24 protein-coding genes are annotated in these 22,533 nt (G+C 73.3%); 8 read left to right on the forward strand and 16 right to left on the reverse strand.

What is annotated here, in order from left to right; all coding sequences use genetic code 11:
* Nucleotides 1–36: 36 nt before the first annotated feature.
* Nucleotides 37–504, reverse strand: a complete 468-nt coding sequence (locus Sru02f_RS36555; RefSeq protein ID WP_109035160.1) for a DUF2000 domain-containing protein — start codon at nucleotides 502–504, stop codon at nucleotides 37–39.
* Between the two features lie 49 nt (nucleotides 505–553).
* On the opposite strand from Sru02f_RS36555, the gene Sru02f_RS36560 reads away from it, so the two are divergent.
* Nucleotides 554–1,369, forward strand: a complete 816-nt coding sequence (locus Sru02f_RS36560; protein WP_109035158.1) for an AraC family transcriptional regulator — start codon at nucleotides 554–556, stop codon at nucleotides 1,367–1,369.
* A gap of 9 nt (nucleotides 1,370–1,378) precedes the next feature.
* Here the strand turns inward: Sru02f_RS36560 and Sru02f_RS36565 are convergent, their stop codons facing one another.
* Both Sru02f_RS36565 and mshA read right to left on the reverse strand, forming a co-directional pair.
* A complete protein-coding gene (locus tag Sru02f_RS36565) occupies nucleotides 1,379–1,885 on the reverse strand; it encodes a type III secretion system chaperone family protein (RefSeq protein WP_109035156.1) in 507 nt (168 codons plus the stop codon).
* Nucleotides 1,878–3,251 (reverse strand): D-inositol-3-phosphate glycosyltransferase, encoded by a 1,374-nt coding sequence (gene mshA, locus Sru02f_RS36570; RefSeq protein ID WP_109035154.1) that lies wholly within the window; start codon nucleotides 3,249–3,251, stop codon nucleotides 1,878–1,880. Before mshA ends, Sru02f_RS36565 begins: the two co-directional genes overlap by 8 nt.
* Nucleotides 3,252–3,557: 306 nt before the next feature.
* Here mshA and Sru02f_RS36575 point away from each other — a divergent pair, with 306 nt between their 5' ends.
* The 3 genes from Sru02f_RS36575 to Sru02f_RS36585 all read left to right on the forward strand — a co-directional run bounded on the left by Sru02f_RS36575 (nucleotide 3,558) and on the right by Sru02f_RS36585 (nucleotide 7,527).
* Nucleotides 3,558–4,373 carry a class I SAM-dependent methyltransferase gene (locus Sru02f_RS36575; protein ID WP_109035152.1) on the forward strand — a complete coding sequence of 272 codons (816 nt, stop codon included), beginning with the start codon at nucleotides 3,558–3,560 and terminating at the stop codon, nucleotides 4,371–4,373.
* A 210-nt stretch (nucleotides 4,374–4,583) separates the two neighbouring features.
* The gene (locus Sru02f_RS36580) at nucleotides 4,584–5,732 is read left to right on the forward strand and encodes a C40 family peptidase (protein WP_109035150.1); all 1,149 of its coding nucleotides are present in this window, start codon (nucleotides 4,584–4,586) and stop codon (nucleotides 5,730–5,732) included.
* 271 nt (nucleotides 5,733–6,003) lie between these two features.
* Nucleotides 6,004–7,527: a PP2C family protein-serine/threonine phosphatase gene (locus Sru02f_RS36585; RefSeq protein ID WP_167469805.1), complete on the forward strand. Its 1,524-nt coding sequence runs from the start codon at nucleotides 6,004–6,006 to the stop codon at nucleotides 7,525–7,527.
* A 48-nt stretch (nucleotides 7,528–7,575) separates the two neighbouring features.
* Here the strand turns inward: Sru02f_RS36585 and Sru02f_RS36590 are convergent, their stop codons facing one another.
* From Sru02f_RS36590 to Sru02f_RS36605, 4 genes are all read right to left on the reverse strand, one after another.
* Nucleotides 7,576–7,911, reverse strand: coding sequence for a DUF2516 family protein (locus Sru02f_RS36590; protein WP_030868443.1), 336 nt, complete (start codon nucleotides 7,909–7,911; stop codon nucleotides 7,576–7,578).
* Nucleotides 7,912–8,024: 113 nt separating this feature from the next.
* Complete coding sequence (locus tag Sru02f_RS36595) at nucleotides 8,025–8,666, reverse strand: hypothetical protein (protein ID WP_109035145.1); 642 nt, start codon at nucleotides 8,664–8,666, stop codon at nucleotides 8,025–8,027.
* A gap of 22 nt (nucleotides 8,667–8,688) precedes the next feature.
* On the reverse strand, nucleotides 8,689–9,114 hold the full coding sequence (locus tag Sru02f_RS36600; RefSeq protein WP_109035143.1) for a helix-turn-helix domain-containing protein: 426 nt from the start codon (nucleotides 9,112–9,114) through the stop codon (nucleotides 8,689–8,691).
* Between the two features lie 174 nt (nucleotides 9,115–9,288).
* Nucleotides 9,289–9,648 (reverse strand): winged helix-turn-helix transcriptional regulator, encoded by a 360-nt coding sequence (locus tag Sru02f_RS36605; protein WP_109035141.1) that lies wholly within the window; start codon nucleotides 9,646–9,648, stop codon nucleotides 9,289–9,291.
* 51 nt (nucleotides 9,649–9,699) lie between these two features.
* On the opposite strand from Sru02f_RS36605, the gene Sru02f_RS36610 reads away from it, so the two are divergent.
* On the forward strand, nucleotides 9,700–10,611 hold the full coding sequence (locus Sru02f_RS36610; protein ID WP_109035139.1) for an NAD(P)-dependent oxidoreductase: 912 nt from the start codon (nucleotides 9,700–9,702) through the stop codon (nucleotides 10,609–10,611).
* A gap of 22 nt (nucleotides 10,612–10,633) precedes the next feature.
* Here the strand turns inward: Sru02f_RS36610 and Sru02f_RS36615 are convergent, their stop codons facing one another.
* Together Sru02f_RS36615 and Sru02f_RS36620 are read right to left on the reverse strand one after the other, a co-directional pair.
* Complete coding sequence (locus Sru02f_RS36615) at nucleotides 10,634–12,676, reverse strand: HelD family protein (protein ID WP_109035137.1); 2,043 nt, start codon at nucleotides 12,674–12,676, stop codon at nucleotides 10,634–10,636.
* A gap of 54 nt (nucleotides 12,677–12,730) precedes the next feature.
* Entirely contained in the window at nucleotides 12,731–13,600 is an 870-nt protein-coding gene (locus Sru02f_RS36620; RefSeq protein ID WP_109035135.1) for a helix-turn-helix transcriptional regulator, read from the reverse strand.
* Nucleotides 13,601–13,687: 87 nt separating this feature from the next.
* Here Sru02f_RS36620 and Sru02f_RS36625 point away from each other — a divergent pair, with 87 nt between their 5' ends.
* Complete coding sequence (locus Sru02f_RS36625; protein WP_109035133.1) at nucleotides 13,688–14,533, forward strand: SDR family NAD(P)-dependent oxidoreductase; 846 nt, start codon at nucleotides 13,688–13,690, stop codon at nucleotides 14,531–14,533.
* Nucleotides 14,534–14,602: 69 nt separating this feature from the next.
* On the opposite strand, the gene Sru02f_RS36630 is transcribed toward Sru02f_RS36625, so the two are convergent.
* The 4 genes from Sru02f_RS36630 to Sru02f_RS36645 all read right to left on the reverse strand — a co-directional run bounded on the left by Sru02f_RS36630 (nucleotide 14,603) and on the right by Sru02f_RS36645 (nucleotide 18,344).
* Nucleotides 14,603–15,241: a TetR family transcriptional regulator gene (locus tag Sru02f_RS36630; RefSeq protein WP_109035131.1), complete on the reverse strand. Its 639-nt coding sequence runs from the start codon at nucleotides 15,239–15,241 to the stop codon at nucleotides 14,603–14,605.
* 185 nt (nucleotides 15,242–15,426) lie between these two features.
* A complete protein-coding gene (locus tag Sru02f_RS36635; RefSeq protein WP_109035129.1) occupies nucleotides 15,427–16,536 on the reverse strand; it encodes a phosphotransferase in 1,110 nt (369 codons plus the stop codon).
* A gap of 156 nt (nucleotides 16,537–16,692) precedes the next feature.
* Entirely contained in the window at nucleotides 16,693–17,469 is a 777-nt protein-coding gene (locus tag Sru02f_RS36640; RefSeq protein WP_373103696.1) for an HAD family hydrolase, read from the reverse strand.
* Nucleotides 17,469–18,344: a winged helix-turn-helix domain-containing protein gene (locus Sru02f_RS36645; protein WP_109035125.1), complete on the reverse strand. Its 876-nt coding sequence runs from the start codon at nucleotides 18,342–18,344 to the stop codon at nucleotides 17,469–17,471. Before Sru02f_RS36645 ends, Sru02f_RS36640 begins: the two co-directional genes overlap by 1 nt.
* Nucleotides 18,345–18,484: 140 nt before the next feature.
* Here Sru02f_RS36645 and Sru02f_RS36650 point away from each other — a divergent pair, with 140 nt between their 5' ends.
* The gene (locus Sru02f_RS36650; RefSeq protein WP_087808600.1) at nucleotides 18,485–18,673 is read left to right on the forward strand and encodes a hypothetical protein; all 189 of its coding nucleotides are present in this window, start codon (nucleotides 18,485–18,487) and stop codon (nucleotides 18,671–18,673) included.
* Between the two features lie 9 nt (nucleotides 18,674–18,682).
* Here the strand turns inward: Sru02f_RS36650 and Sru02f_RS36655 are convergent, their stop codons facing one another.
* Nucleotides 18,683–19,594, reverse strand: coding sequence for a FadR/GntR family transcriptional regulator (locus Sru02f_RS36655; RefSeq protein ID WP_109035123.1), 912 nt, complete (start codon nucleotides 19,592–19,594; stop codon nucleotides 18,683–18,685).
* Nucleotides 19,595–19,747: 153 nt separating this feature from the next.
* Between Sru02f_RS36655 and Sru02f_RS36660 the strand changes: the two genes are divergently transcribed.
* A complete protein-coding gene (locus Sru02f_RS36660; RefSeq protein WP_003974784.1) occupies nucleotides 19,748–19,933 on the forward strand; it encodes a hypothetical protein in 186 nt (61 codons plus the stop codon).
* Nucleotides 19,934–20,108: 175 nt separating this feature from the next.
* Here the strand turns inward: Sru02f_RS36660 and Sru02f_RS36665 are convergent, their stop codons facing one another.
* Both Sru02f_RS36665 and Sru02f_RS36670 read right to left on the reverse strand, forming a co-directional pair.
* Nucleotides 20,109–21,365: a GNAT family N-acetyltransferase gene (locus tag Sru02f_RS36665; RefSeq protein ID WP_109035121.1), complete on the reverse strand. Its 1,257-nt coding sequence runs from the start codon at nucleotides 21,363–21,365 to the stop codon at nucleotides 20,109–20,111.
* 71 nt (nucleotides 21,366–21,436) lie between these two features.
* Complete coding sequence (locus Sru02f_RS36670; protein ID WP_109035802.1) at nucleotides 21,437–22,447, reverse strand: asparaginase; 1,011 nt, start codon at nucleotides 22,445–22,447, stop codon at nucleotides 21,437–21,439.
* Nucleotides 22,448–22,533 lie beyond the last annotated feature (86 nt).

A 22,533-nucleotide genomic window follows, 5' to 3' on the forward strand; every position in this document is an offset into this window, starting at 1 on the left:
CCGGTCACGGGCGCGTCCGGTCACGGGCGCGTCCGGTCACGGGTGCATCCGGGCACCCTTCAGCACCTTGTCCACCGCGTTCTTCGGGCCGTACACCGCGAGGCCCACCAGGTCCAGGTCCGCCGTCGCCACCGCCCGCACCGCCGCGCGGTTGTCGCGGTCGTTGCCCGTGGTGAAGAGGTCGGACGTGAAGAGGGCGCGGGGCAGGGCGCGGGACAGTACGCGCGCGTGGGCGGTCGTCAGCGTCTCCTTCGTGCCCTCGAAGACCAGCACCGGCTGGCGGAACATCGGCAGGTAGCCGACGGCGTCCGCGTCCTCGTAGGGCTCCCCGATCACCTCGGGGAACTGCTTGCCCAGGCCGCTGACCAGGAACGCCGTGACGTTGAGGCGCTGCCAGGTCTCCAGGTCCTCGCGCAGCAGTACGGCGATCTTGGTGTCGAAGCGGACGGGGGTCTCGGTTTCGGGAGCCTCGGGAGTCTCGGGGGCTGCTTCGTGCGTGCTCATACGGTGAGACTGCCGACCCGTACCCCGCCCGGTCTTGTACGTTTTTTGCATGGGCGGCCGACCGAAGGACCAGCGGAACGTCTCCGCCTGGCGGCCCCGCGTCCCCGGCGTCGTCGAGGTCTTCCACGCCCACTACACCGAGTACGCCTATCCGATGCACGTCCACGACGCCTGGACGCTGCTCATCGTCGACGACGGCGCCGTACGGTACGACCTGGACCGGCACGAGCACGGCACCCCGCACGACACGGTGTCGCTGCTGCCGCCGCACGTGCCGCACAACGGCTCCCCGGCGACCCCGGACGGGTTTCGCAAGCGCGTCCTGTACCTGGACGCCTCCCGGCTCGGCGACGAGCTGATCGGACCGGCGGTGGACGCGCCCGACCTGCGCGATCCGGTGCTGCGGCGGCGGGTCGGGCAGCTGCACGCGGCGCTCGCGCTGCCCGGGGACGAGCTGGAGGCGGAGAGCCGGCTGACCCTGATCGGCGACCGGCTGCGCGACCATCTGCGGCCGGGGACCTGCGCGGCCGGCGCACGCCGGGACCCCGTGCTCGCCCGGCGGCTGCGGGAGCTGCTCGACGAGCGGGTCGTCGCGGGGATCGGGCTGGCGGAGGCGGCCGCGCTCGTGCCCGCGCATCCGGCGCACCTCGTACGGGCGTTCAGCGGCGCGTACGGCATCGCGCCGCACCAGTACCTGATGTCCCGGCGGGTCGACCGGGCCCGGCGGATGCTGCTCGCCGGTGACTCGCCGGCGGAGGTGGCGGGGGCCACCGGTTTCTACGACCAGGCCCATCTGACCCGGCACTTCAAGCGCTTGGTGGGGGTCACGCCCGGGCGCTACCGGGCGAGCGGCGCCCGGGCCTGACGCCGCCGGTCAGTCGCCGGAGCGCTCGATCAGGTGCTGGAACGCCTCCAGGTTCCGCGTCGACTCGCCGCGCGCGGTGCGCCACTCGTACTCCTTGCGGATGGCGGAGGCGAAGCCCAGCTCGAGCAGGGTGTTGAAGGCGCCGTCGGCGGCCTCCAGTACCTGGCCGAGGAGGCGGTCGATCTCGTCGGGGGTGACGGCGGCCAGGGGGAGTTTCGCGGTGACGTAGATGTCGCCGAGGCGGTCGACGGCGTAACCGATGCCGTAGAGCTTGAGGTTGCGTTCCAGCAGCCAGCGGTGGACGGCCGGTTCGTTCTCGTCGGGGTGGCGGACGACGAAGGCGTTGAGGGAGAGGGAGTGCCGGCCGAGGAGGAGGGAGACCGTCGTGGACAGCTTGCGGGTGCCGGGGAGCTTGACGACGTAGTTGCCGGGTTCCGGGCTCTCCCACTCCAGGTCGGCGTCCTTCAGTGCCGCCTCGAGGACCTGCGCTGCCTTCTGCTGTGGTGCCTCAGCCATGGTGCGAGCGTACGCGACGGCGGTACGACTGGATCGCGGCCGTGTAGACGTCGGCGGTGGTGGCGGCGGCGCTGTCCCACCCGAACGACTGGGCGTGCCGGGCGGCGGCGTCGCCCATGCGGGGCGTCAGCTCGGGGTTGTCGGCGAAGTCGCGCAGCACGCGCGCGTAGGCGACGGGATCGTGGCCGTGGACGAGGCGGCCGGTGTGTCCGTCGCGCACGGCGACCGGGAGACCGCCGACCGCGGCCGCGAGCACCGGCGTACCGGCCGCCTGGGCCTCGATGGCCACCAGCCCGAAGGACTCGCTGTAGGACGGCATGACCAGCACGGACGCGGCCCGGAACCAGTCGGCGAGCTGTTCCTGGCCGACGGGCGGGCGGAAGCGTACGACGTCGGCGATGCCGAGCCGCGCGGCGAGTTTCTGCAGGCCCTCCGGCTTGGCGAGGCCGCTGCCGCTGGGGCCGCCGACGACGGGGACGACGATGCGGGAGCGCAGCTCGGGGCGTTCGTCGAGGAGGACGGCGACGGCGCGCAGCAGGATGTCCGGCGCCTTCAGGGGCTGTATGCGGCCCGCGAAGAGCGGGATCAGCGCGTCCTGGGGCAGGCCGAGGCGGGCACGGGCGGCGGCGCGGGCGTTGCCGTGCTGTCCCGGGCCGGGGACGCGGCCCTTGGGGAAGGGGCGGAAGCGCTCCAGGTTCACGCCGGGATGGACCACGGCGACCTTGTCGGGGTCGGCGGCGTAGTGGCGGACGAGTTCGTCGGCCTCCTCGGCCGTGTTGGCGATCAGCCGGTCGGAGGCGGCGACGATCTGGGTCTCGCCGATGACGCGGGCGGCCGGTTCGGGGGTGTCGCCGTCGGCCAGGTTGGCGTTCTTGACCTTGGCCATGGTGTGCATGGCGTGCACCAGGGGCGCGCCCCAGCGCTGGGCGGCGAGCCAGCCGACGTGGCCGGAGAGCCAGTAGTGGGAGTGCACGAGGTCGTAGTGGCCGGGGCGGTGACCGGCCCAGGCCTGCATCACGCCGTGCGTGAAGGCGCAGAGCTGGGCGGGCAGCTCCTCCTTGGCCAGCCCCTCGTACGGGCCCGCGTCGACGTGCCGGACGAGGACGCCGGGGGCCAGTTCGACGGCGGGCGGGAGGGCGGCGGTGGTCGCCCGGGTGAAGATCTCGACTTCGATGTTGATCTCGGCGAGGCGCTGCGCCAGCTCCACGATGTAGACGTTCATGCCGCCGGCGTCGCCGGTGCCGGGCTGGTGGAGCGGTGAGGTGTGCACGGAGAGCATGGCGACGCGGCGGGGCCTTCGGTTCAGCCTCAGCCGCGGGGAGGCCGCCGGTGAGCGACGCCCGAGCCTGCTGACGTACTGGCTCACGAGCCGTTCCTCCTCGCTGCGGGCATGCCGGTCGGAGGACGTGGGGTGCCCTCCAAGGGTTGGGAACACCGGACGGGCGGTGCTCCATTCCGCTTTTCCGACCTTTGCCGAATCATTACCGCCGATCGCTCAACCGTTCGAGGGTCCTTCGGGTCCCCCGCCCGGTCCTGCGGGTCCCCCACCCCGGCCCCGCGGGTCCCCCGCCCGGTCGTCACCCGAGTCGGCGCCGACGCGAGCCCTGTCTGGTGTGCGGGTACCACCATTCCGCGGCCGAATGCCGGACGCCCGCCGCATACCCTCGTAGGCATGCCACCCCGCGCCACCGCCTCCCGCCCCGTGGGCACGGTCACGCGCGGGACGACGAACCCCAACCGGCTGCGCCGCATGGACCGCTGGATCGCGGCCGCGCACGGTGCCGAACTGCGCCGCGCCGCCGACCCGGTCGCCGTCGACCTCGGCTACGGCGCGGCGCCCTGGACCGCCGTCGAACTGCTGCACCGCCTACGCACGGTCGCGCCGCACGCGCGCGTGGTGGGCGTCGAGATCGACCCGGCCCGGGTGGCGGCGGCCCAGCCGTACGCGCGCGCGGGGCTGGATTTCCGACACGGCGGTTTCGAGGTCCCCGTCTCCGCGCCGCCGCTGCTGATCCGCGCGGCGAACGTGTTGCGCCAGTACGACGAGGGCGAGGTCGCCGCCGTCTGGCGGCGGCTGTGCGCGCGGCTCGCCCCGGCGTCGGAGCACTCGCGCGGCGGGCTGCTGGTCGAGGGGACCTGCGACGAGATCGGGCGCCGGCACGTGTGGGTGGCGCTCGGGCCCGAGGGACCGCGCACGGTCACCTTCGCGACCCGGCTCGGTTCCCTGGACCGCCCCTCCGACCTGGCCGAACGGCTGCCGAAGGCGCTCATCCACCGCAATGTCCCCGGCGAGCCCGTGCACGCCTTCCTGCGCGACTTCGACCGCGCCTGGGCCGCCGCCGCGCCCTACGCCTCCTACGGCGCCCGGCAGCGCTGGATGCGGTCGGTGCGGGACCTGACGGCCGACTGGCCGGTGACGGACGGGCCGGTGCGGTGGCGGCAGGGTGAAGTGACGGTGCGGTGGGAGGCGTTGGCGCCCCGCGCGTGAGCCCACGGCGCGGACGGGGGGCGGGGCCGAGCGGGAGGCCGCCGACCGGGAACGATCTTCCTGCGGCGTTCGTCACACCCCGAGGGAAGCAAGGGAAGCAATCGAGGGGAAGCAGGAGGAAAGCACGGCCTCTGTCGCTTTTCGCGCCGGCATGGCACGATCCCCCGAGCGAGCTATGTTACTGACGGTTAATCAGGTTGGGGGCGAGGTATGCGTACGGGGAAGCGTGTCCTGACGACGACTGCCGTGACCGTGGTCTGCGCGATCACCGTGCTGGCGGCACCGGGGACGGCGTTCGCGGACCCCGGCCCCTCGCCCTCGTCCTCCCCGGCACCGGGCACCCCGGGCGCTTCCGCCACCGCGCCTGTCGGCCCGTCGGCCACGCCCGGCAAGGGCAAGGACCTGGAAGCCGTACGCAAGAAGCTCGACAAGCTCTACCGCGCCGCGGCCTCCGCCACGGAGGAGTACAACGCGGCCGAGGAGAAGGCCGAGAAACAGAACGCCGAGATCGTCGAGCTGGCCAAGAAGATCGTCAAGGGCCAGGAGAGGCTGGACGGCCTCAAGGACCGCGCGGGAGCCGCGGCCCGCTCCCAGTACCGCACCGGCGGCCTGCCCGACGGGGCGAAGCTCATCCTGAGCGACGACCCCGAGGACTTCCTCGACGGGACCGGACGGGTGATCCAGGGCCAGCGCGCCACCAAGGGCCTGCTCGGCGAGCTGACCCGCGCCCAGCGGGAACTGAAGGCCTACGCGGCGGACGCCTCCGCCCGCTTCAAGGAGCTGGAGGCGAACCGCAAGGCCAAGGCCACCGCCCAGAAGAAGATCGAGAAGCAGATCGCGGCGGCCGAGAAGCTGGAGTCCGAGCTGGAGAAGGAGGAGAAGGAGCGCCTCGCCCGGCTGGAGCGGGAGGCGCAGGCCAAGGCGCAGACCGCCTGGCTCGACTCCGGCATCCTGAAGGACCTCGACACCGGGGCGACCGAGCGGGGCCGCAAGGCGGTCGAGTACGCCACCGCCCAGATCGGCAAGCCGTACCAGTGGGGCGCCGAGGGCCCGAAGTCCTACGACTGCTCCGGTCTGACCTCGCAGGCCTGGGGGGCGGCAGGACAGGCGATCCCGCGCACCTCGCAGCAGCAGTGGAAGCAGCTCAGGCACGTCGCCGTCGAGGACATGCGCCCCGGCGACCTGATCATCTACTTCGACGACGCCAGCCACGTCGGCATGTACGTCGGCGACGGCTCCATGGTGCACGCCCCGCGTCCGGGGCGCTCGATCACCGTCGCGGGCGCGGGCTCGATGCCGATCCTCGGCGTGGTCCGCCCGGACACGGCCCCGGAGCAGGCGTCCACCCCCAAGGAGTGACGCGGGCCACGCGACCGGCGCCGGGCGCGTGAGACGGGCCACGTGACCCAGTCCACGCACGGCGCCCGCCCCCGCGTGACCTTCGTCATCCCCGCCCCCGGGTCGACGTGTCCAACTGCGGGGGAAAACGCGGCATATGACAGTGGCCCTCGGCCGCCCGACGTGTTCTGGACCATTCCGCAGCGGTGCGGTCACCCGCTATGGTCCCCGTCGGTGGGTCGAGGTCCCTCGCCCCGCCATGCCCTCGGGGGGAGGGAAGGAAACCAAGACGATGCCCGTACCCGTACCGCGGCAGAGGGCGATCCCGGCCGTGGAGTGTGGTCAGGCGCCCGCCGCGTCCCCGGACAGCGGCCCTTCCAAGGAACAGGCCCCGCCCGGGACGCCCCAGGCCGAGAACGCCGCCACCCGGCGAGAGAAAACCCCAGAGAACCCCACGGAGAAGCGCGAGAAGCCCACGGACACCAGCACGGAGACCAGCACCGGCACGAGCACCAGCTCCGGCACGAGCACCGGCACCGGCACCGGCACCGGCACCGACCGGACGCCGACGCCCGGCGTCCGGGCCGAGAGCGCGGCTCCCACGAACCTGACGGTGCTGCTGATCGAGGACGATCCGGCCGGCTCGCCGATCGTGCCGGACCTGCTCGACCAGTCCGGCAAGCCGATCCGCGTCCGCACCGCGCGCAACCTCACCGAGGCCGGGCGGCTGCTGACCGACGACGTCCACTGCATCCTGCTGGACCTCGCCCTGTCCTCCCCCGCCCCGGCCCGCACGAACGCCGACGCCGGTGGCAACGGCAGCGGCGGCGACGCGGAGGACGACGACGAGCTGGCGGTGCTCCGGCAGGTCCTGGAGCTGGCGCCCCGGCACGCCGTGCTCGCCCTCACCTCCTCCAGCGACGCCGAGCGCGGCGCCGAGGCGGTGGCGGTCGGCGCGCAGGACTACCTGTTCCGCGACGAGCTGGACGGCCGCCTGCTGAGCCGGGCGATCCGCTACGCCGTCGAGCGCAAGCGGTCCGACTCGGCGGAGCGGCGGCTGGCCGAGGGCAGGGTGCGGGCGCAGGAGAACCGCCGCCTGGAGCGCGGCCTGCTGCCGACCCCGCTGCTGGCGGGCTCCCCGCTGCGCTTCGCCGCCCGCTACCGCCCGGGCCGCTCGCGCGCGCTGCTGGGCGGCGACTTCTACGACGTCGTGCGCACCCCGGACGGCACCGTGCACGCCATGATCGGCGATGTCTGCGGGCACGGCCCGGACGAGGCGGCGCTCGGCGTGGAGCTGCGGATCGCCTGGCGGGCGCTGACGCTGGCGGGGCTGTGCGGCGACGAGCTGCTCGGCACGCTCCAGCAGGTGCTGGAGCACGAACGCTCGGACGACGAGATCTTCGCGACGCTGTGCGCCGTGGACATCTCCCCGGACGGCCGCCGCGCGGGCCTGTGCCTGGCCGGGCACCCGTCCCCGCTGCTCAGCCGCCCGGGCATGCCCGCACGGCTGCTGCCCTACGACAACAACGGCCCGGCGCTGGGGCTGCTGCCGGGCGCCCGCTGGCCGCGGACGCAGGTGGAGCTGGGCGCCGAGTGGAGCCTGATGCTGTACACCGACGGCCTGATCGAGGGCCACGTCGGCGGGGGCCGGGAGCGGCTCGGCCAGGACGGCATGGTGGAGCTGGTCCGCCGCCAGCGCGCCGAGGGTCTGACCGGTGAGGAGCTGCTGCGGGCGACCGTCAACGAGGTCCGCGAACTCAACGGCGGCGAGCTGGCCGACGACCTGGCCGTGGTCCTGCTGGACCGGACGGCCTGAGCCGCCCGGTCCCGGTGACCCGGCGCGGGGGCTGCCCGTCGTACGGGGTCAGCGTCCGCCGTTGTACGGGCCGTACGGGCCGTCGCTGCTGGAGCCGCGGCGGCTGCTGCGGCCGCCGCCGGACAGACCGCGCAGCGCGGGCCGTACGTCGACCATGTACACGATCGTCGCGATGAGACCGATGATCGGCAGGAACGACAGGATGTTGAAGATCAGGTTCACCACGAAGGCGAGCCCGAGGATGATCAGCCAGAAGGGCTTGGTCTTCTTGTCGGCCGCGCGGTAGGCGTCCTCGCGGCGCGTGGCGGCGTCGATCAAAGCGAAGCCGCTGAAAAGGATCAGGGCGATGCTCAGCAGCCACATGAAGCCTGCGAACCCCTGCATCAGCACAACGTCCACCACCAGAATCGGATCGTCATTACGCGGTCACCGTACCCGCAGAACGAGCCGGACACCCCAAGGGTGCCCGGCCCGCTCTCCGCTCCTCGCGCCCTGCCCTACTTGGCGGGCGGCGTCGTCTTCCTGGCGGTGGTGTTCTTCTTGGCCGGGGCCTTGCGCGGGGCGGGCGTCTTCTTCGCCGCCGCGGACTTGTCCTCGGTGACCCGGACCGGCTCGGACTTGGCCGTCGCCGGCTTGGGCGTCGCGGGCCTGGCCGGGGCGGGCTTGGCCGGCTCGACGGCGACCGCGAGGTCCTCCACGTCCTCGGCGAGGTCCTCGATGCCGTCGGCGGCCTGGCCGCGCCAGGTGCGCACCGCGTGCTCGCCGCGCTCGGCGACCTTCTCGTAGGTCTCCCGGGCCTTGACGGCGTACTCGGCGGCGACACCGACGGAGCGCAGCGCGAGGTCCTGGGCGGTCTCGCCGAGCTTCTTGAAGTCGGCGTCGAGGTTGCCGAACAGCTCGTTGGCCTTGGCCTGGAGGCTGCCCTGGGTCTCCTTGACGCGGGCCGTCGCCTTCTCCTGGACGGCCTTCGGGTCGGTGTTGCGTACGGCGTCGATCCGCGCCGGGGCCTCCGCGCGCAGCTGCTCCACCAGCACCGGCACCTTCTTGGCCTGCTGGAAGGCGAGGTCGGCGGTGCCCGCGGCGAAGTAGAGCGGGGTGGGGTCGCTGAAGGTCTTGCGCAGGTCGTCGGTGATGGCCATGGTGATGGTCCTCCGGAATTGCTTACGAGTGAGGGTTTTGTGTCGTTGCAGCCCCGTCGACGGCGATGTCGGCGTCGGCGCCCGGCTCCGCGTCGGTCCCGAACCCGTTCTCCTTGCGGAAGGACTCGTAGACCTGGAGCAGCACCTGTTTCTGGCGCTCGTTCAGCGAGGGGTCGGCGAGGATGACCGCACGCGTCTCCACGTCCTCCCGGTCCCGCTCCGCGTCGAGGATCCCCGCGCGGACGTACAGCGTCTCGGCGGAGATCCGCAGCGCCTTGGCGACCTGCTGGAGCACCTCCGCGCTCGGCTTGCGCAGCCCGCGCTCGATCTGGCTCAGGTACGGGTTGGACACGCCCGCGGCGTCGGCGAGCTGCCGGAGCGACAGCTGCGCGTTGCGCCGCTGCTCGCGCAGGTACTCACCGAGATTGCCGACGTTGAGCGATGCCATGCGTCCAGCATGCGCCACCGCGCTAACTATTGCAAGCATCTGCTTGCAATAGTGTGTCGCCGCCTCCGGACCCCGGCCCCCGGCTCCTCCCGGCTCCCCCGGCTCCGTACCCACTTTTTTGTGCGTACTGGGCAACGCGTCGCGGCCGTCCGAAACTGAGACGGCAGGCGGGCGTCAGGAAGGCGCGCGGACGGCGGGCTCCGGTGCCGCCAGCCGGTCCAGGCGGCGGTGGCCCCAGTCGGAGAGGGGGGAAAGGGCCTCGGCGAGATCGCGGCCGAACGGGGTCAGGGAGTACTCGGTCCGCAGCGGCAGCACGTCGTACACCCGTCGGTCCACCAGGTCGTCCGCCTCCATCTCGCGCAGCGCCTGCGTCAGCACCTTCTCGGTGAGGCCCGGCGCCCTCCGGCGCAGCTCGGCCGGGCGGTGCGGGCCGGACTCCAGCAGCCACAGCAGCGTGGTCTTCCACTTGCCCTCGATCACGGCGATCGCGGCGGTCACTCCGCAGACGTTCGGATCGTGGCGCCGGTGTGCCATGAGGTGCCCCCATTCATCAGCAATTGTTCTTCACGTTACGGGAGTTGAAGCATGTCCGCACCCACCGGGCGGCCCTCCGCCGTCACCGCCACCGCCACCGCCGTCACCGTCGTCGGCCTGGGTCCGATGGGCCGTGCGCTGGCCGCCGCGTTCGTGGCCGCGGGGGTGGCCACCACCGTCTGGAACCGCACGCCGGGGCGGGACGCCGAGCTGGTCGCGGCGGGCGCGGTCGCCGCCGCGTCGGCCGAGGAGGCGGTCGCCGCCTCGCCGCTGACGGTCGTCTGCGTGGTGAACTACGACGCCTCGGACGCCGTGCTGCGCCAGGAGGCCGTCACCGCCGCGCTCAAGGGCCGGACGGTCGTGAACCTGAGCGCCGACACCCCCGGGCGCGCCCGGGACACGGCCGAGTGGGCCGCCCGGCACGGCGTCCGCTACCTGGACGGCGCGATCATGACCCCCGCCCCGACCATCGGCACGGACGACGGCGTGTTCCTGCACAGCGGCCCCGAGGAGCTGTACGAGGAGCACCGGCCGGTGCTGGCGGCGCTCGGCGGCACCCACACCCACCTGGGCGAGGACCCCGGGCGGGCGGCGGCCTACGACATCGCGCTGCTCGACGTCTTCTGGACGGCGATGGCGGGTTACGCGCACGCCCTCGCGGTGGCCCGGGCGGAGGGCGTCACCGGCGCGGAACTCGCGCCGTTCGCGCACGGCATCGCCGCGATCCTGCCGCCGCTGTTCACGGAGTTCGCCGCCGACACGGACGCCGGGACGTACTCGGGCGCGATCAACCCGGTCACCTCGGCCGTCTCGACCATGGCGCACGTCGTCCACGCCGCCGAGGCGCACGGCATCGACGCGAGCCTGATGCGGGTGATCGAGGGACAGGCCCGCCGGGTCGTCGCCCGGGGGCACGGCTCCGACGGCTACACCCGGGTCGCGGAGGTGATCACCGGGCGCTGACCCGGGCGGGGGAGCGAGCACGTCAGAACGGCAGGGGCCGCGCGTGGACCACGTCCAGCCGCGACACCGCGCGGGTGAGCACCACGTACAGCCGGTGCAGGCCCCGCCCGCCGGGGCCCTCCGCCGCCGCGATCGCCGCCGGTTCGACGGCGACGACGTGGTCGTACTCCAGGCCCTTGACCACGCTCGCCGGCACGACGGCCACCCGGGAGCAGAGCGCCTCGGGTCCGGCCGCCGCGATGCCGGCCGCGTCGAGGGCGGCCCGCAGTCCCGGCACGTCCGGGTCGGCGGCGACGACGCCCACCGAGCCCTCCCGGGTGAGCGCGTGCCGTACGGCGTCCACGACCGCCTCCGGCACGGCGCCGGGGACGGCCTGGCGCAGCGTCAACTCGCCGTCGCCGCGCAGCGAGCGGGCCGGCGGCACGTCCACGCCGAGCCGTGCGAGCAGCCGATTGGCGAGGCCCACCACCTCCTGCGGCACCCGGAATCCGGTGGTCAGCGGCACCACGGCCGCGTCCGGGCGGCCCAGGTGGGCGAGGACGGTCCGCCAGGAGCGCGCGGCCCACGGCGTGGTCCCCTGGGCGAGGTCGCCGAGGACGGTGAGCGAACCGAAGGCCGACCTGCGGGCGATGGCCCGGCACTCCATCGGGGACAGGTCCTGGGCCTCGTCGACGACGATGTGGCCGTAGCCCTCGGGGTGTCCGAGGAGTCCGGCGACCTCGTCGAGGAGGAGCAGATCGGCGGCGGACCAGCGCGCCGACCGCCACGACCGCGGTGCCCGCCCCGTCCACCGCAGGGCCCGCTGCTCCTCCTGGTCCAGCAGTCCGGCGGCGGCGCGGGCCAGCACTCCGGGGTCGCCGAGCAGCGGCGCGACGACCTCTTCGGGGCGCACCCGGGGCCATGCGGCGTCGAGGGCCGCGCCGACCGGCCGGCACCGTTCGACGCGGCGCAGCCAGGCATTGCTCTGCGGCCCGGCGCGCCGCTCGGCCCGCTCCTGGACGTACCGCACGATCCGGGCCCTGACCCGCTCGCGCCCGACGTCGTACGGCGGCTCCTCCTCCCGGACCTCCGCGACGATGCGGGCCAGCGCCTCGGCCGGGACCCGCCAGCGGTAGGCGCCGTCCGGCACGGCGAGGTCTCCGGCGGCGCCCGGGTCCACGCGCGCGTAGAGGGCGCGGCGCAGCACCTCGGCGGTCCGGGCGTCGTGCTTGAGGGCGGCGGCCGGTGCGTCGTCGGTGCGGGTGACCGGGTGCCGGGCGATCTCCCGGTCCAGCGTGGACTGCCGTACGCCGCTCTCGCCGAGGGCGGGGAGCACCTCGGCGATGTAGGAGAGGAAGGTCGGGTTCGGGCCGAGGATCAGCAGGCCGCCCCGCCTGATGCGCTGCGGGTGGGTGTAGAGGAGGTACGCGGCCCGGTGCAGGCCGACGGCGGTCTTGCCGGTGCCCGGGGCGCCCTGGACGCAGACGGTGCTGCCGAGAGCGGCGCGGACCAGGTCGTCCTGCTCGGGCTGGATGGTGGCGGCGATGTCCCGCATGGGTCCGACGCGGGGCCGTTCGATCTCCCGCGCGACGATGGCGCTCGCCCGGGACTCGCCCCGCCCGAGGTGCTCGTCCTCCATGCCGGTGAGGTCGGCGGCGTCGCCGCGGCTGCCGGGCGCCCATCCGAAGCGGCGGCGGACCGCCACGCCGCGCGGGTCGCCCGCGGTGGCCTGGTAGAAGGCGCGGGAGACGGGGGCGCGCCAGTCGACGACGAGGGGCGGGGCGGCCGGGTGCTCGGTGATGCGCAGCCGCCCGATGTGCAGCGCCCGCCCGGTCTCCTCGCCTTCCGCGAAGTCGAGCCGTCCGAAGAACAGCGGGCCCGGCGGCAGTTCGCGCATCTCCTTGGCCCGGCTGCGCAGCCGGTACCCGAGGACCTCGGCGTCGGCACCGGAGGCGGAGACGTCCTCGCCGGTGACGACGTGTTCCTGGGCGCCCTCGACCATCGCGGCGAGGACGGTCCGGCAGTGTTCGTGGTGGGCGCGTTCGCGGTCGAGGGCGCGCTGGAGGGCGGGTTCGGTCGACGTCATTCCGGCAAGCCTACCGGAATGACGTTACCGGGTTACATTTTTTACTCGGTCAGTTCAAGGCCGGGCCGCCGCGCTGAAGTGTCCGTCCGCCCGGCTCCCCAGTAGGTCCAGGAGCGCCAGGGCCTCGGCGTCCGGTGATCCGGCCGGCGCGGAGTAGAGGACGAGGCGCTGGTCGCGGTCGTCGAGGACGAGCGAGTCGCAGTCGACGGTGACCTCCCCGACGACCGGGTGCCGGAAGGTCTTCGTGAGCGTCGGCGCGGCCTGGACGTCGTGCCGCTCCCAGAGCCGCCCGAACTCGGGACTGGCGTCGCTCAGCTCGTCGACGAGTTCCCGCACCGCCGGGTCCGACGGGTACCGGGCGAGCGCGGACCGCAGTCCCATGACGACGTGCAGCCGGAAGTCCGCGCCGTGGGAGGTCCCGTACAGCTCGGTGCCGGTGGGCGTGGCGCCGAGGAACGCCCAGCGCGCCAGGTTGCGGTCCCTGGGGGCGAGTTCGCCGAAGTCCTCCATGAGCGCGGCCGCGAGGCCGTTCCACGCGAGCACGTCGTACGCGGCGGAGACCACGAAGGCGGCCGTCAGCGGGAGCCGCTCGATGAGCGCGAGGATGCTCGGGCGGACATCGCGCCGGTGCAGTCCGGTGCGGCTCGGCGCGGTGCCCGCGAGGACGTGGAGGTGGTCGGACTCGGCGTCCGTGAGCCGCAGGGCGCCCGCGATCCCGGCGAGGACCTCGCCCGACGGCCGCGGCGCCCTGCCCTGTTCGAGCCGGACGTAGTACTCGGTGGAGATGTGCGCGAGGACCGCCACCTCCTCGCGGCGAAGACCCGGTGTCCGGCGCCGCGGGCCCGAGGGGAGTCCGACGTCCTCCGGCCGGAGCCGCTCGCGGCGGCTGCGGAGGAACGCCCCGAGCTCCTTCTTGTTGTCCATACCCCGAGTCTGCACGCCGCGCGGCGCCGGGTGCCTGGTACAGCCTGTGCCTGTATCCGCCCGCCGGGCGGCCGGACGCTGTCGACCATGACGAACAACACGAACAACACGAACGACACGAGCGACACGAACGACACCGACGCGCCGAACAGCACGCACACCGTCCACAGCGCACCCATCGGCCTGCTCACCGGCAAGGTCCTGTTCATCACCGGTGCCAGCCGCGGCATCGGGGCGGCCGCGGCCCGGCTCTTCGCCGCCGAGGGCGCCGCCGTCGTGCTCGCCGCCCGCGGTACCGACGCCCTGGACCGCGTGGTGAAGGAGATCCGCGCCGACGGCGGTGTCGCCGACGCCGTCGCCCTGGACCTGGCCGACCCCGCGAGCATCCGCGCCGCCGTCGACCACGTGGGGAACCTGCACGGCCGACTCGACGGCGCCTTCAACAACGGCGCGGCGATCCAGCGGCCCGGTCCGCTCGACACGACGAGCGACGAGGACGTCGACGAGCAGTTCGCCGTGAACTTCCGCTCGCACTGGACCGCCATGAACGCCGAGGCCGCGCTCATGCGGCGCACCGGTGGCGGGGCGATCGTCAACACGTCGAGCATCGGCAGCCGCCGCGCGAACCCGGCCCTGCCCGCGTACGGCGCCATGAAGCGCGCGCTGAACAGCCTCACCGAGACCGCCGCGGTGAGCTGGGCCGCCGACCGTATCCGGGTGAACGGCATCACGCCGGGCGGCACCGCCACGGAGATGATCGACGCGTGGGAGGAGGCGACCCCCGGCGTCGTCGACCGCATCAACGCGTCGACCCCGTTCGGCCGGATGGCCGAGCCCCGCGAGGTCGCCGAGGTCGCCGCGTGGCTGCTCAGCGACCGCGCCTCGTGGGTGACCGGCGCGATCGTGCCGGTCGACGGCGGCGCGGGCGCCTGAGCGGGCCGGGGCCGGACGGCGGGACCGGGCGGAGGGACGGGACCCGGCCGCCGAACCGACCGCGGCCGGTCATCCCTCCAACGGCCCGGCGCTCCTCCGCGGCCGCCCTGCCGCCAGCCCTCTCGCCAGCCCGGCGAACGCCCGTTCCGCCGCCGTGACCGCGTCGTCCCGGACGTCCGCCACCCGTTCCCCGGCGGCGATCCGCCGCCAGTTGTCCAGCGCGAGGACCCGCTGCACGGCGATGATCTGTCCGGCTGCCAGCCTGGCGTCCAGGTCACCGCCGAGCACCTCGGCGAGCGCGGCCTCGGACCGCTCCAGCTGGGTGTGCATCCGGGCGACCAGGGCGGGGGTGCCGTAGAGCAGCCGGTGGAAGGCGAGTACGGCGGGGTGGTCGTTGAGCCCGGTCACCGGGTCGCACCGCTCAAGGCCCGCCAGGAAGTGCCGCCGCAGCGCGTCGACCGGCGCGGGCTGCCCCGCCGCCGCCACCCGGGCCGCCTCGTCCTCGTGGTCGGCGATCCGGTGCAGGACCAGGTCCTCCTTGGCCGGGAAGTACCGGAAGAGCGTCGGCTTGGAGACCTCGGCCGCGGCCGCCACCTCGGCGACGGACACCGCGTCGAAGCCCTTCTCCAGGAAGAGTTCGACGGCGATGTCCGACAGGGTCCGGAACATCCGCTGCCTCTTGCGCTCGCGCAGACCGGGGGCGTTCATGCAGGCGAGCCTAGGGCCTGTCTGACAATTCGCGTCGTCGCCCGAAGGGCGGCCGCGCGGCGTCAGGTGCGTGCTCTCGGTGCGCCGGCCCCAGACCCGCGTACTGGCCGTACTCGGGTCTGGAGCCGGTGCGGCGAGAGTGCGTGCATGGCGTCGCGCGGCAGACGGGAATTGTCAGACAGGCCCTACGGGGTGTCCGGCAGGGGCTCCTCCGCGTCCGGGTGCGCGCGGCCCCACCGCACGAGGGCGGTACCGATCTCGGCGGGGCCGGGCACCGACTCCAGTCCGAGGGGCGGGGCCGCGCCGGTGAGGACGGCGTGCAGCCGGGCGGCGGCGGCACCGACCCCGGGGCCGGCCGATCGCGCGTCCCGCCCCAGCGAGACGGCTTCGCGGACGACGTCGGTGAAGACCGACTGGGCCCTCTTGTAGCCGACGATCCGCTCCAGGTCCTCGCGCCAGCCGCGGGTGCCGCCGGGGCGCACGGCCTCGACCGTGCGGCTCCACTGCTCCGCCATCCGGGGGCCCTGCCGGGACGGGTAGCGCATCAGGTGCAGATGAGTGGCGAGGTCGTAGAGCGGATCGCCGACCATCGCCAGTTCCCAGTCGATGGTCCACAGCCGCCGGTCCGCGTCGACGATGACGTTCTCGCGGTGCAGGTCGGCGTGGAGCAGGCAGAACGGACGTTCCCGGAGCCCGGCGACGTGCTTGCGCAGGCGCTTGAACGCGTCGTCGTCCAGTCCCAGGGCCGCGTAGAGGGAGCCGAACCGCGGCAGGTTCTGCCGGTAGACGCGCTGCTCGGTGAAGCAGACGAGCCGTTCCATGAAGCCGTCGGTGTCGCCGTCCGCCGGCCGGTCCTCGGCACCGCACCGCCGCTCCACCGGCAGCGTCCGCGCCGTGACGGCCGCCATCTCGCCGAAGAGCCGCACGATCTGCCGCGTGAACGCCTCGGGCACCGCCCGGCCGGCCCCGTGCAGCGATCCGAGGGTCCGGCCCTCGACGAACCGTTGAAGGGGCAGCCCGCCGACCTCGAAGACGTCCGGCACGCCGGTGATCCGGCCCTGAAGGGCGCGCAGCAGCTGCTCCTCCGAGACGAAGCACCGGCGGTCGAACCAGAGCAGGCCGCTGCGCGGCTCGCGGCACTTCCAGCGGGCCCCGTCCGCGGCACCCGTGGCTCCGGGCAGCGGAACCACGTACGTCTCGTGGTGGTAACCGCGCAGGGGGCCCTCGACCGCGCTTGCGTCACCGCTCACCTCGACGGCACGGAGCCGGGCGGGGGAGGCCGATTGAGGCGACATCTACCGTTTTTCTTTCGCCTTGACCCTTGCGGAGGTGCAGGAGTGGGAAAACGGTACTCCTGTTGTCCCCCTCATCCCCGCGGAACCCCGGCGAACGCCGCCGCGCCGTCCCTCCGCACGGCGAACGGATGGGCACGTGTACGACGCCGGGGCGGGTCAGGCCCGTACGGGTCCCGGGCCCGCCGCCTCCCACAGCAGTCTGAGGACCGGCTCCAGGGAGTCGACGACCGTGTCCGCGCCCGCCTGTTTGAGGAGCTTGGTCTTCCGTTCGTTGTGGCCGTAGCCCAGGAAGGGCACGCCGGCCCGCCGGGCGGCGGTCACGTCGGAGGCCGAGTCGCCGACCATCAGGGCCCGTGCGGGGGCGGCGCCCATCGCGCTCAGGGCGCGGTTGAGGCAGTGGGGGTCGGGTTTGAGCAGGTGCGGGTCCCCGGTGCGGCCGTAGATGTGGGGGGCGAAGCAGCCCAGCAGGCCCCGGGTCTCCAGGTACTCGCTCACCACGCGGGGCGAGTTGTTGGTGGTGACCGCGAGGCCCACGCCGAGGGCGGACCAGGTGCGGATCAGGGCGTCCGCGTACGCGGTCGGCCACGCGGTGGGCACGGCGCGCCGTTCCTCCCGGGTCAGCCGTTCCTCGAACTCGACGACCAGGTCGCTCTGCCGGTGTCTGCGGTTGACCGCGGCCAGCAGGGCGTGCGGGTCCGGGTGGACCTGCTCCTCCTGGGTGAGCAGGTCCTTGAGGCCCAGCCGCTCCAGCCAGTCCACCAGTTCGGCCGCCACCAGGTCGGCCGAGTAGCCCGCGAACAGTCTGCAGATGGGGCCGTCGAAGTCCCACAGGACGAAGCGGGCACCCATGACCAGGTCCCGCAGGGCCTCGGACTGCTCGTCCGGGCCGGCCCGCCCGCTCACCGGTTCCGTCTGATCCGTATCGGAAGTCACTAGGAGAGTGTCATGTCCGTGGTGATGGTTTCCCAGAGGGCGTCGAACCACTTCTGTGATTCCTCCACGAACACCGCGTCGCGGTGACCGCTCCGCTTCAGGAACGAGAACAGCAGCGACTGGGAGCCGAGCGCGTCGTACATCTGGAGCGTCCGGCTCTCGTACTCCTCCTCGCGCCGGGTCAGCATGTAGTAGCCGAGGAGGGCCTCCTCGCCGTTGAGCAGGTACAGCTTCATCGGCGGGGTGAACGGCAGGGCGCGGAAGGCGATGCGCACGTCGACGCGGTGGGTGGAGCGCACGGCGTGCAGGTTGTGCTGGAGGACGCGGGCCTGGGCGTTGCGCATCTGCAGCCAGCGCTGGTGGACCGGGTCGTCCTCCTCGTCCTCGACCAGGACGGGGAAGGCGAGTTCGATGTCGCGGGAGGGCATCAGCACGCGGAAGTCGATCGACTCCGGGTGGATGCGGCCCTCGTGGATCAGGCGGAGCGGCTCGCTGAGGGCCAGCATCAGCGTCTCCGAGGTGTGGCACACGACGTCGACCTTCACGTGCGGTGCCGCGAACGCCTCCGCCAGGCGCGGCCCGAGCGCCACCATCGTCGGCTGCGGCTCGGCCCGCGGTGTGACGGGCTCGGCGATGCGGGGCGGGCTGCCCTTGCTGACGTTGGTGAGCAGGCCGTCCTCCTGGAGCGCGCGCAGGGCCTGGCGGACGGTGCCGCGCTCCACGCCGAACTCCTCGGCCAGTTCGGCCTGGGTGGGCAGGCGGTCGCCCGCCCTGAGGTCTCCCCCGCGGATCCGCTCCCGCAGGACGTCGGCGATCTCCTGGGCCGAGAGCCTTCTGCTGCCGTTCACGGACACGTTCTCCTGAGTCACGACCAAACGCTACAACTTCGACCTACCTATAGGGAGTTGTTTGAAACTTGTTTATAGGTAGTAGCCAAGTGGGGACAACCTAGGGAGAGTTGGTTGCCAACTTCGCCCAGTTGGCGAAAGTCTATCTTCCCGAAGGGGGGAAGGCCATGCCCGTCCTCACCCTGGTCTCCGCGGTCTTCGTCATCGCCTTCGAGCAGATCGTCCAGTGGAAGTACGGTGCCACCGGCATCGTCGGCCTGCTCCTGCTCACCATAGGCATCAAGGCCAAGAGCCCCTCCGTCAGCTCCGCCGGAGCGGTGCTGCTGGCCCTCCTGGTCGCGGGTCCCGCGCTGTGAGGGGGACGGTCAGCCCGTGAGCACCAGCTCCGAGCTGATCGTCCCCCACAGCGCGTCGAACCACAGCCGGGACTGCTTCACGAACACGCCGTCGCGCAGGCCACCGCCCTGTTCGAAGGCGAACAGCGTCGAGCGGATGCCCTCCGCGTCGTACATCTCCAGCTGCTCGTGGTCGATCTCCTGCTCGCGCCGGCCGAGGGTGTAGTACGCGAACAGGGCCTCGCTGCCGTTGAGCACGTACAGCTTCACGGGCGGGGTGAAGGGCAGCGCGCGGAAGGTGACGCGCACGTCTATGCCGTGCGTGGCGCGCAGGCTCAGCAGGTTGTGCCGGAGCACCTGCCCCTGGGCGTTGCGCATCGCCAGCCACCGCTCGTGCACCGGGCCGCCCGCCGCGCCGCCGGAGACCGCCACCGGGAAGGCGAGGTCGATGTCGCCGCTCGGCAGCAGGACCCGGACGTCGACCTTGGCCGGTTTCAGTCGCCCGGCGTGGATCTGGCTCAGCGGTTCGCCGAGGGCGAGGGTGAGGGAGACGGAGGTCAGGCAGAGCGCGTCGATCTCGACGTGCTCGGCGGCGAAGGCCGCCGCGATCCGGGAGGCGAGGGCCACGGTGGTGGGCATCGGCCGCGCTTCGGGGCCGGCCTGGGGGCCGTACGGGTCGGGCGCGACGGTCGCCGGGCTCCCCTTGGACACATTGGTGAGCAGACGTTCCGACTGAAGGATGCGCAGGGCCTGGCGGACGGCGCCCCGCTCCACGCCGAACTCCTCGGCCAACTGGGCCTGCGTGGGCATGCGCTGGCCCGGCCGCAGTCGACCGGACCTGATCCGGGCGCGCAGCTCGTCGGCCACCTCTCGATGTGTTGCCTGTGGCCGCTGCGGTCTCTCCCGCCCGTTGACGGGGGCGTGTTCCGGCTCCACGACCAAACCCTACAACTTCTCGCCATCTTCCGGCAGTTCGCGGAAAGGTGGTTATGAGACGCTTCCAAGCGGAGATAAGTACAGTGAAGTTGGCAGCCAACTTGAGCAACGTGGTCGAGCCTCACGGGGGTTGGCCACCACGGTGACAGGGGGACCACCATGCCGCTCATCGCCATCGTCGTCGCGGCTCTGGCCATCGGGTTCGAGCAGCTCGTGCAGTGGAAGTACGGGCCGATGGGCATCATCGCGTTCGTCGCGCTGTCCATCGGCATCAAGGCGAAGAACACCATGATCGGCGGTGTGGGTGCGGTGATCCTCGTGATGCTGCTCGCCCAGTCCGGCTGAACCGACGTACTGACGGCCGGGCCCCCTTCCGGAGGGGAGCCGGGAGCCCGGCCGGTCAGTAGGCACCACGCACAACAGGCACAACAACCACAACCACAACCACAACTGAAGAGCACGTCGAAGAACCCGCGCTACGGATGCGCACGTCCACCGTCACCGGAGGAAGGGAGTCACCTCAGAAGATGTCCGGGCACCAAGGCCGCCTGGACGTACGCAGCAGGGCGTCGACCACACGGGCGGCGCCCGCTCGTTCTTCCCGCACCCGGCCGAGCGCGGCCAGCCGCACCGCCGACCCGTCGCCCAGCCACAGCGCGGCCAGCTCGCCCACCTCCAGCACGAGGTCGGCGCTCTCGGTGGTCGGCGCGCAGGACGCCCCGTCCGGCCCCGCCTCCAGCCGCCACCGCCCGCCGGTGAGGCCTCCCCGGTCCACGACCTCGAGGACCAGCGACCCCTGCCCGTCGTACGTCCGCGCCTCCAGCGCCCGCGCCACGTCCAGGATCCGCACCCACAGCCAGTCGGCCTGCGTGGTGATGCGTGCCGCGCGCGGGTCCGGCAGGAGGTCCGGGAGCAGGTCGTCCGGGGCGCGCCAGCCGCTCTTCACCGTCTGGACCCAGTCGATCGAGCACAGGTAGTGCCACAGCGCACGCTCGGCGGCCGGGGTCACCCCGATCAGCCAGTCGACGGTCGCGGTGTTCAGCGGCTGCTTGGCGTCGCCCCAGTGGTCGTCGGTCCGGTACGAGGCCAGTCCCTCGACCCCGCCGTCCGCCGAGCGGTACAGGGCGTAGCAGGGCTCGGTCCAGGGGGAGCCGTTCCAGTCGACGACACCGGTCCGGTAACGCCACCACAGCTCGGTCCGGCTGACCGCGCCCGGCTGGGCCCGGCGCAGCCGCTCGTGCAGCGCGGGGCCGAGCTTGCGGACGTCCGCGCCGTCCACGAGGTCGATCCGGCCGCCGTCCTCCGGGGCGGCCCAGCGCGGGTCCAGACCGGCGCGGGCGACGTCGACGGTCCACTCGGTCAGGCTCGTGGCGGGGCCGAAGCCGTACCGGCCGTAGATCGGGTACTCCGCCGCGATCAGCGTCGCGACGACGTCCCCGCGCTCCTTCGCCGCGGCCAGGTCCTGCGCCATCATCCGGGTGAGCAGGCCGCGGCGGCGGTGGGTCGCGGTGACGGTGACGTTGGAGATCGCGTCGGCCCGGACCGGGCCGCCCCCGACGGCCGTCAGCTCCTGGTCGAAGGACCGGAAGGTCGCCACGCACCGGTCGCCGTCGAAGGCGCCGAGCGACCGGCCGGGCACGAACTCGTTTCGGCGGGCCTCCAACTGCTCCTCGGCCACGGCGGGCGGCCGCAGGAATCCCGTGTTCAGCGCCCGGTTCCAGTCGGGGAACTCGGCCTCGGTGATGGGACGTACGTCTATCTCGGTGCGGCGGCTCATACGCTCACCGTAGATCGCCGGTCCGGCCGCGTCGCGGGGATTTACAGAGCGGCCCCCGAAGGCCCCGGACGTCAGAAGGACGCCCGGATCTCCCCCACCTCCCGGCCGCCGCCCAGCAGGGCCGCCCGGCCGATGCGTTCGACGACCGGGCCCTCCACGCCGAGCAGCGTCAGGGCGCGGGCCAGCACCGGGCCCAGGGCCCGGCTCGCGCCGTCCTCGATCTTGAAGGCGAGGGCGCGGCCGTCCGGCAGGGCCACCGCCTGTACGGCCTCGGCGCCCATCTTGGAGAGGCTGCCCGGCACCTCGCGCATCAGCCAGGTGTCGGCCCGCCGGCTGCCGGCGACGTACTCGGGGTGCGCGCGCATCGCGTCGGCGACCCGGCGCTCGGCCGAACCGGGCTCGGCGGCGACGAAGGAACGGAAGGCGCGGGCCAGCCCGACCAGGCTGATCGCCATCAGCGGCGCCCCGCACCCGTCGGTGCCGACGGCGGCGACCGGCTCGCCCGCCGCGTCCTCCACAACCCTGTGGATGACGCGCTGGAGCGGGTGCTCCGGGTCGAGATAGGTCTCCAGCGGCCAGCCCTGCTGCGCGCAGACCGCCAGCATCGCGGTGTGCTTGCCGGAGCAGTTCATGGTGACGCGGTCGGGCTCGGCACCGGACGCCAGGTACGTCTCCCGCTCCTCGGCGTCCAGCGGCAGGTCGGGCGGGCACTGGAGCAGCGCCGGGTCCAGGCCGTACTCGGCCAGCATCTTGCGGACCAGATCACGGTGAAACGGTTCTCCGGAGTGGCTCGCGGCGGCCAGCGCCAGCCGCTCCCCCGCGAGGTCGAGGCCCGCCCGCAGCACGCCCGCCGCCTGCATCGGCTTGTTCGAGGAGCGCGGGAAGACCGGCGCCGTCACCTCGCCCAGCGCCAGCTCCACCGCTCCGTCGGTGCCCAGGACCACCAGGCTGCCCCGGTGCCGCCCCTCGACGAAGCCGGACCGGACGACCTCGGCGAGGACGGGCGGCACGACGGGCGAGAGGGCGGACGTGGGCGCGGCCCGGTCCGCATGCGACGGCTGCGACGGGTGTGACGGCTGCATCGGTTGCGACGGCTGGGGCGCGGGCATCGGCGGTGGCCTTCCGGAACGGACGACCCCCGCGGCGACGGCCCGGGATCACCGGGCTC

Origin of the sequence: Streptomyces rubrogriseus (genome assembly GCF_027947575.1) — a bacterium.
Lineage (GTDB): Bacteria > Actinomycetota > Actinomycetes > Streptomycetales > Streptomycetaceae > Streptomyces > Streptomyces rubrogriseus.

Coding starts and splice junctions, on each gene's coding strand:
- Sru02f_RS36555 (WP_109035160.1), bottom strand. CDS start 504: ATGAGCACGCACGAAGCAGCCCCCGAGACTCCCGAGGCTCCCGAAACC.
- Sru02f_RS36560 (WP_109035158.1), top strand. CDS start 554: ATGGGCGGCCGACCGAAGGACCAGCGGAACGTCTCCGCCTGGCGGCCC.
- Sru02f_RS36565 (WP_109035156.1), bottom strand. CDS start 1,885: ATGGCTGAGGCACCACAGCAGAAGGCAGCGCAGGTCCTCGAGGCGGCA.
- Sru02f_RS36575 (WP_109035152.1), top strand. CDS start 3,558: ATGCCACCCCGCGCCACCGCCTCCCGCCCCGTGGGCACGGTCACGCGC.
- Sru02f_RS36580 (WP_109035150.1), top strand. CDS start 4,584: ATGCGTACGGGGAAGCGTGTCCTGACGACGACTGCCGTGACCGTGGTC.
- Sru02f_RS36585 (WP_167469805.1), top strand. CDS start 6,004: ATGCCCGTACCCGTACCGCGGCAGAGGGCGATCCCGGCCGTGGAGTGT.
- Sru02f_RS36590 (WP_030868443.1), bottom strand. CDS start 7,911: ATGCAGGGGTTCGCAGGCTTCATGTGGCTGCTGAGCATCGCCCTGATC.
- Sru02f_RS36595 (WP_109035145.1), bottom strand. CDS start 8,666: ATGGCCATCACCGACGACCTGCGCAAGACCTTCAGCGACCCCACCCCG.
- Sru02f_RS36600 (WP_109035143.1), bottom strand. CDS start 9,114: ATGGCATCGCTCAACGTCGGCAATCTCGGTGAGTACCTGCGCGAGCAG.
- Sru02f_RS36605 (WP_109035141.1), bottom strand. CDS start 9,648: ATGGCACACCGGCGCCACGATCCGAACGTCTGCGGAGTGACCGCCGCG.
- Sru02f_RS36610 (WP_109035139.1), top strand. CDS start 9,700: ATGTCCGCACCCACCGGGCGGCCCTCCGCCGTCACCGCCACCGCCACC.
- Sru02f_RS36615 (WP_109035137.1), bottom strand. CDS start 12,676: ATGACGTCGACCGAACCCGCCCTCCAGCGCGCCCTCGACCGCGAACGC.
- Sru02f_RS36620 (WP_109035135.1), bottom strand. CDS start 13,600: ATGGACAACAAGAAGGAGCTCGGGGCGTTCCTCCGCAGCCGCCGCGAG.
- Sru02f_RS36625 (WP_109035133.1), top strand. CDS start 13,688: ATGACGAACAACACGAACAACACGAACGACACGAGCGACACGAACGAC.
- Sru02f_RS36630 (WP_109035131.1), bottom strand. CDS start 15,241: ATGAACGCCCCCGGTCTGCGCGAGCGCAAGAGGCAGCGGATGTTCCGG.
- Sru02f_RS36635 (WP_109035129.1), bottom strand. CDS start 16,536: ATGTCGCCTCAATCGGCCTCCCCCGCCCGGCTCCGTGCCGTCGAGGTG.
- Sru02f_RS36650 (WP_087808600.1), top strand. CDS start 18,485: ATGCCCGTCCTCACCCTGGTCTCCGCGGTCTTCGTCATCGCCTTCGAG.
- Sru02f_RS36660 (WP_003974784.1), top strand. CDS start 19,748: ATGCCGCTCATCGCCATCGTCGTCGCGGCTCTGGCCATCGGGTTCGAG.
- Sru02f_RS36665 (WP_109035121.1), bottom strand. CDS start 21,365: ATGAGCCGCCGCACCGAGATAGACGTACGTCCCATCACCGAGGCCGAG.
- Sru02f_RS36670 (WP_109035802.1), bottom strand. CDS start 22,447: ATGCAGCCGTCACACCCGTCGCAGCCGTCGCATGCGGACCGGGCCGCG.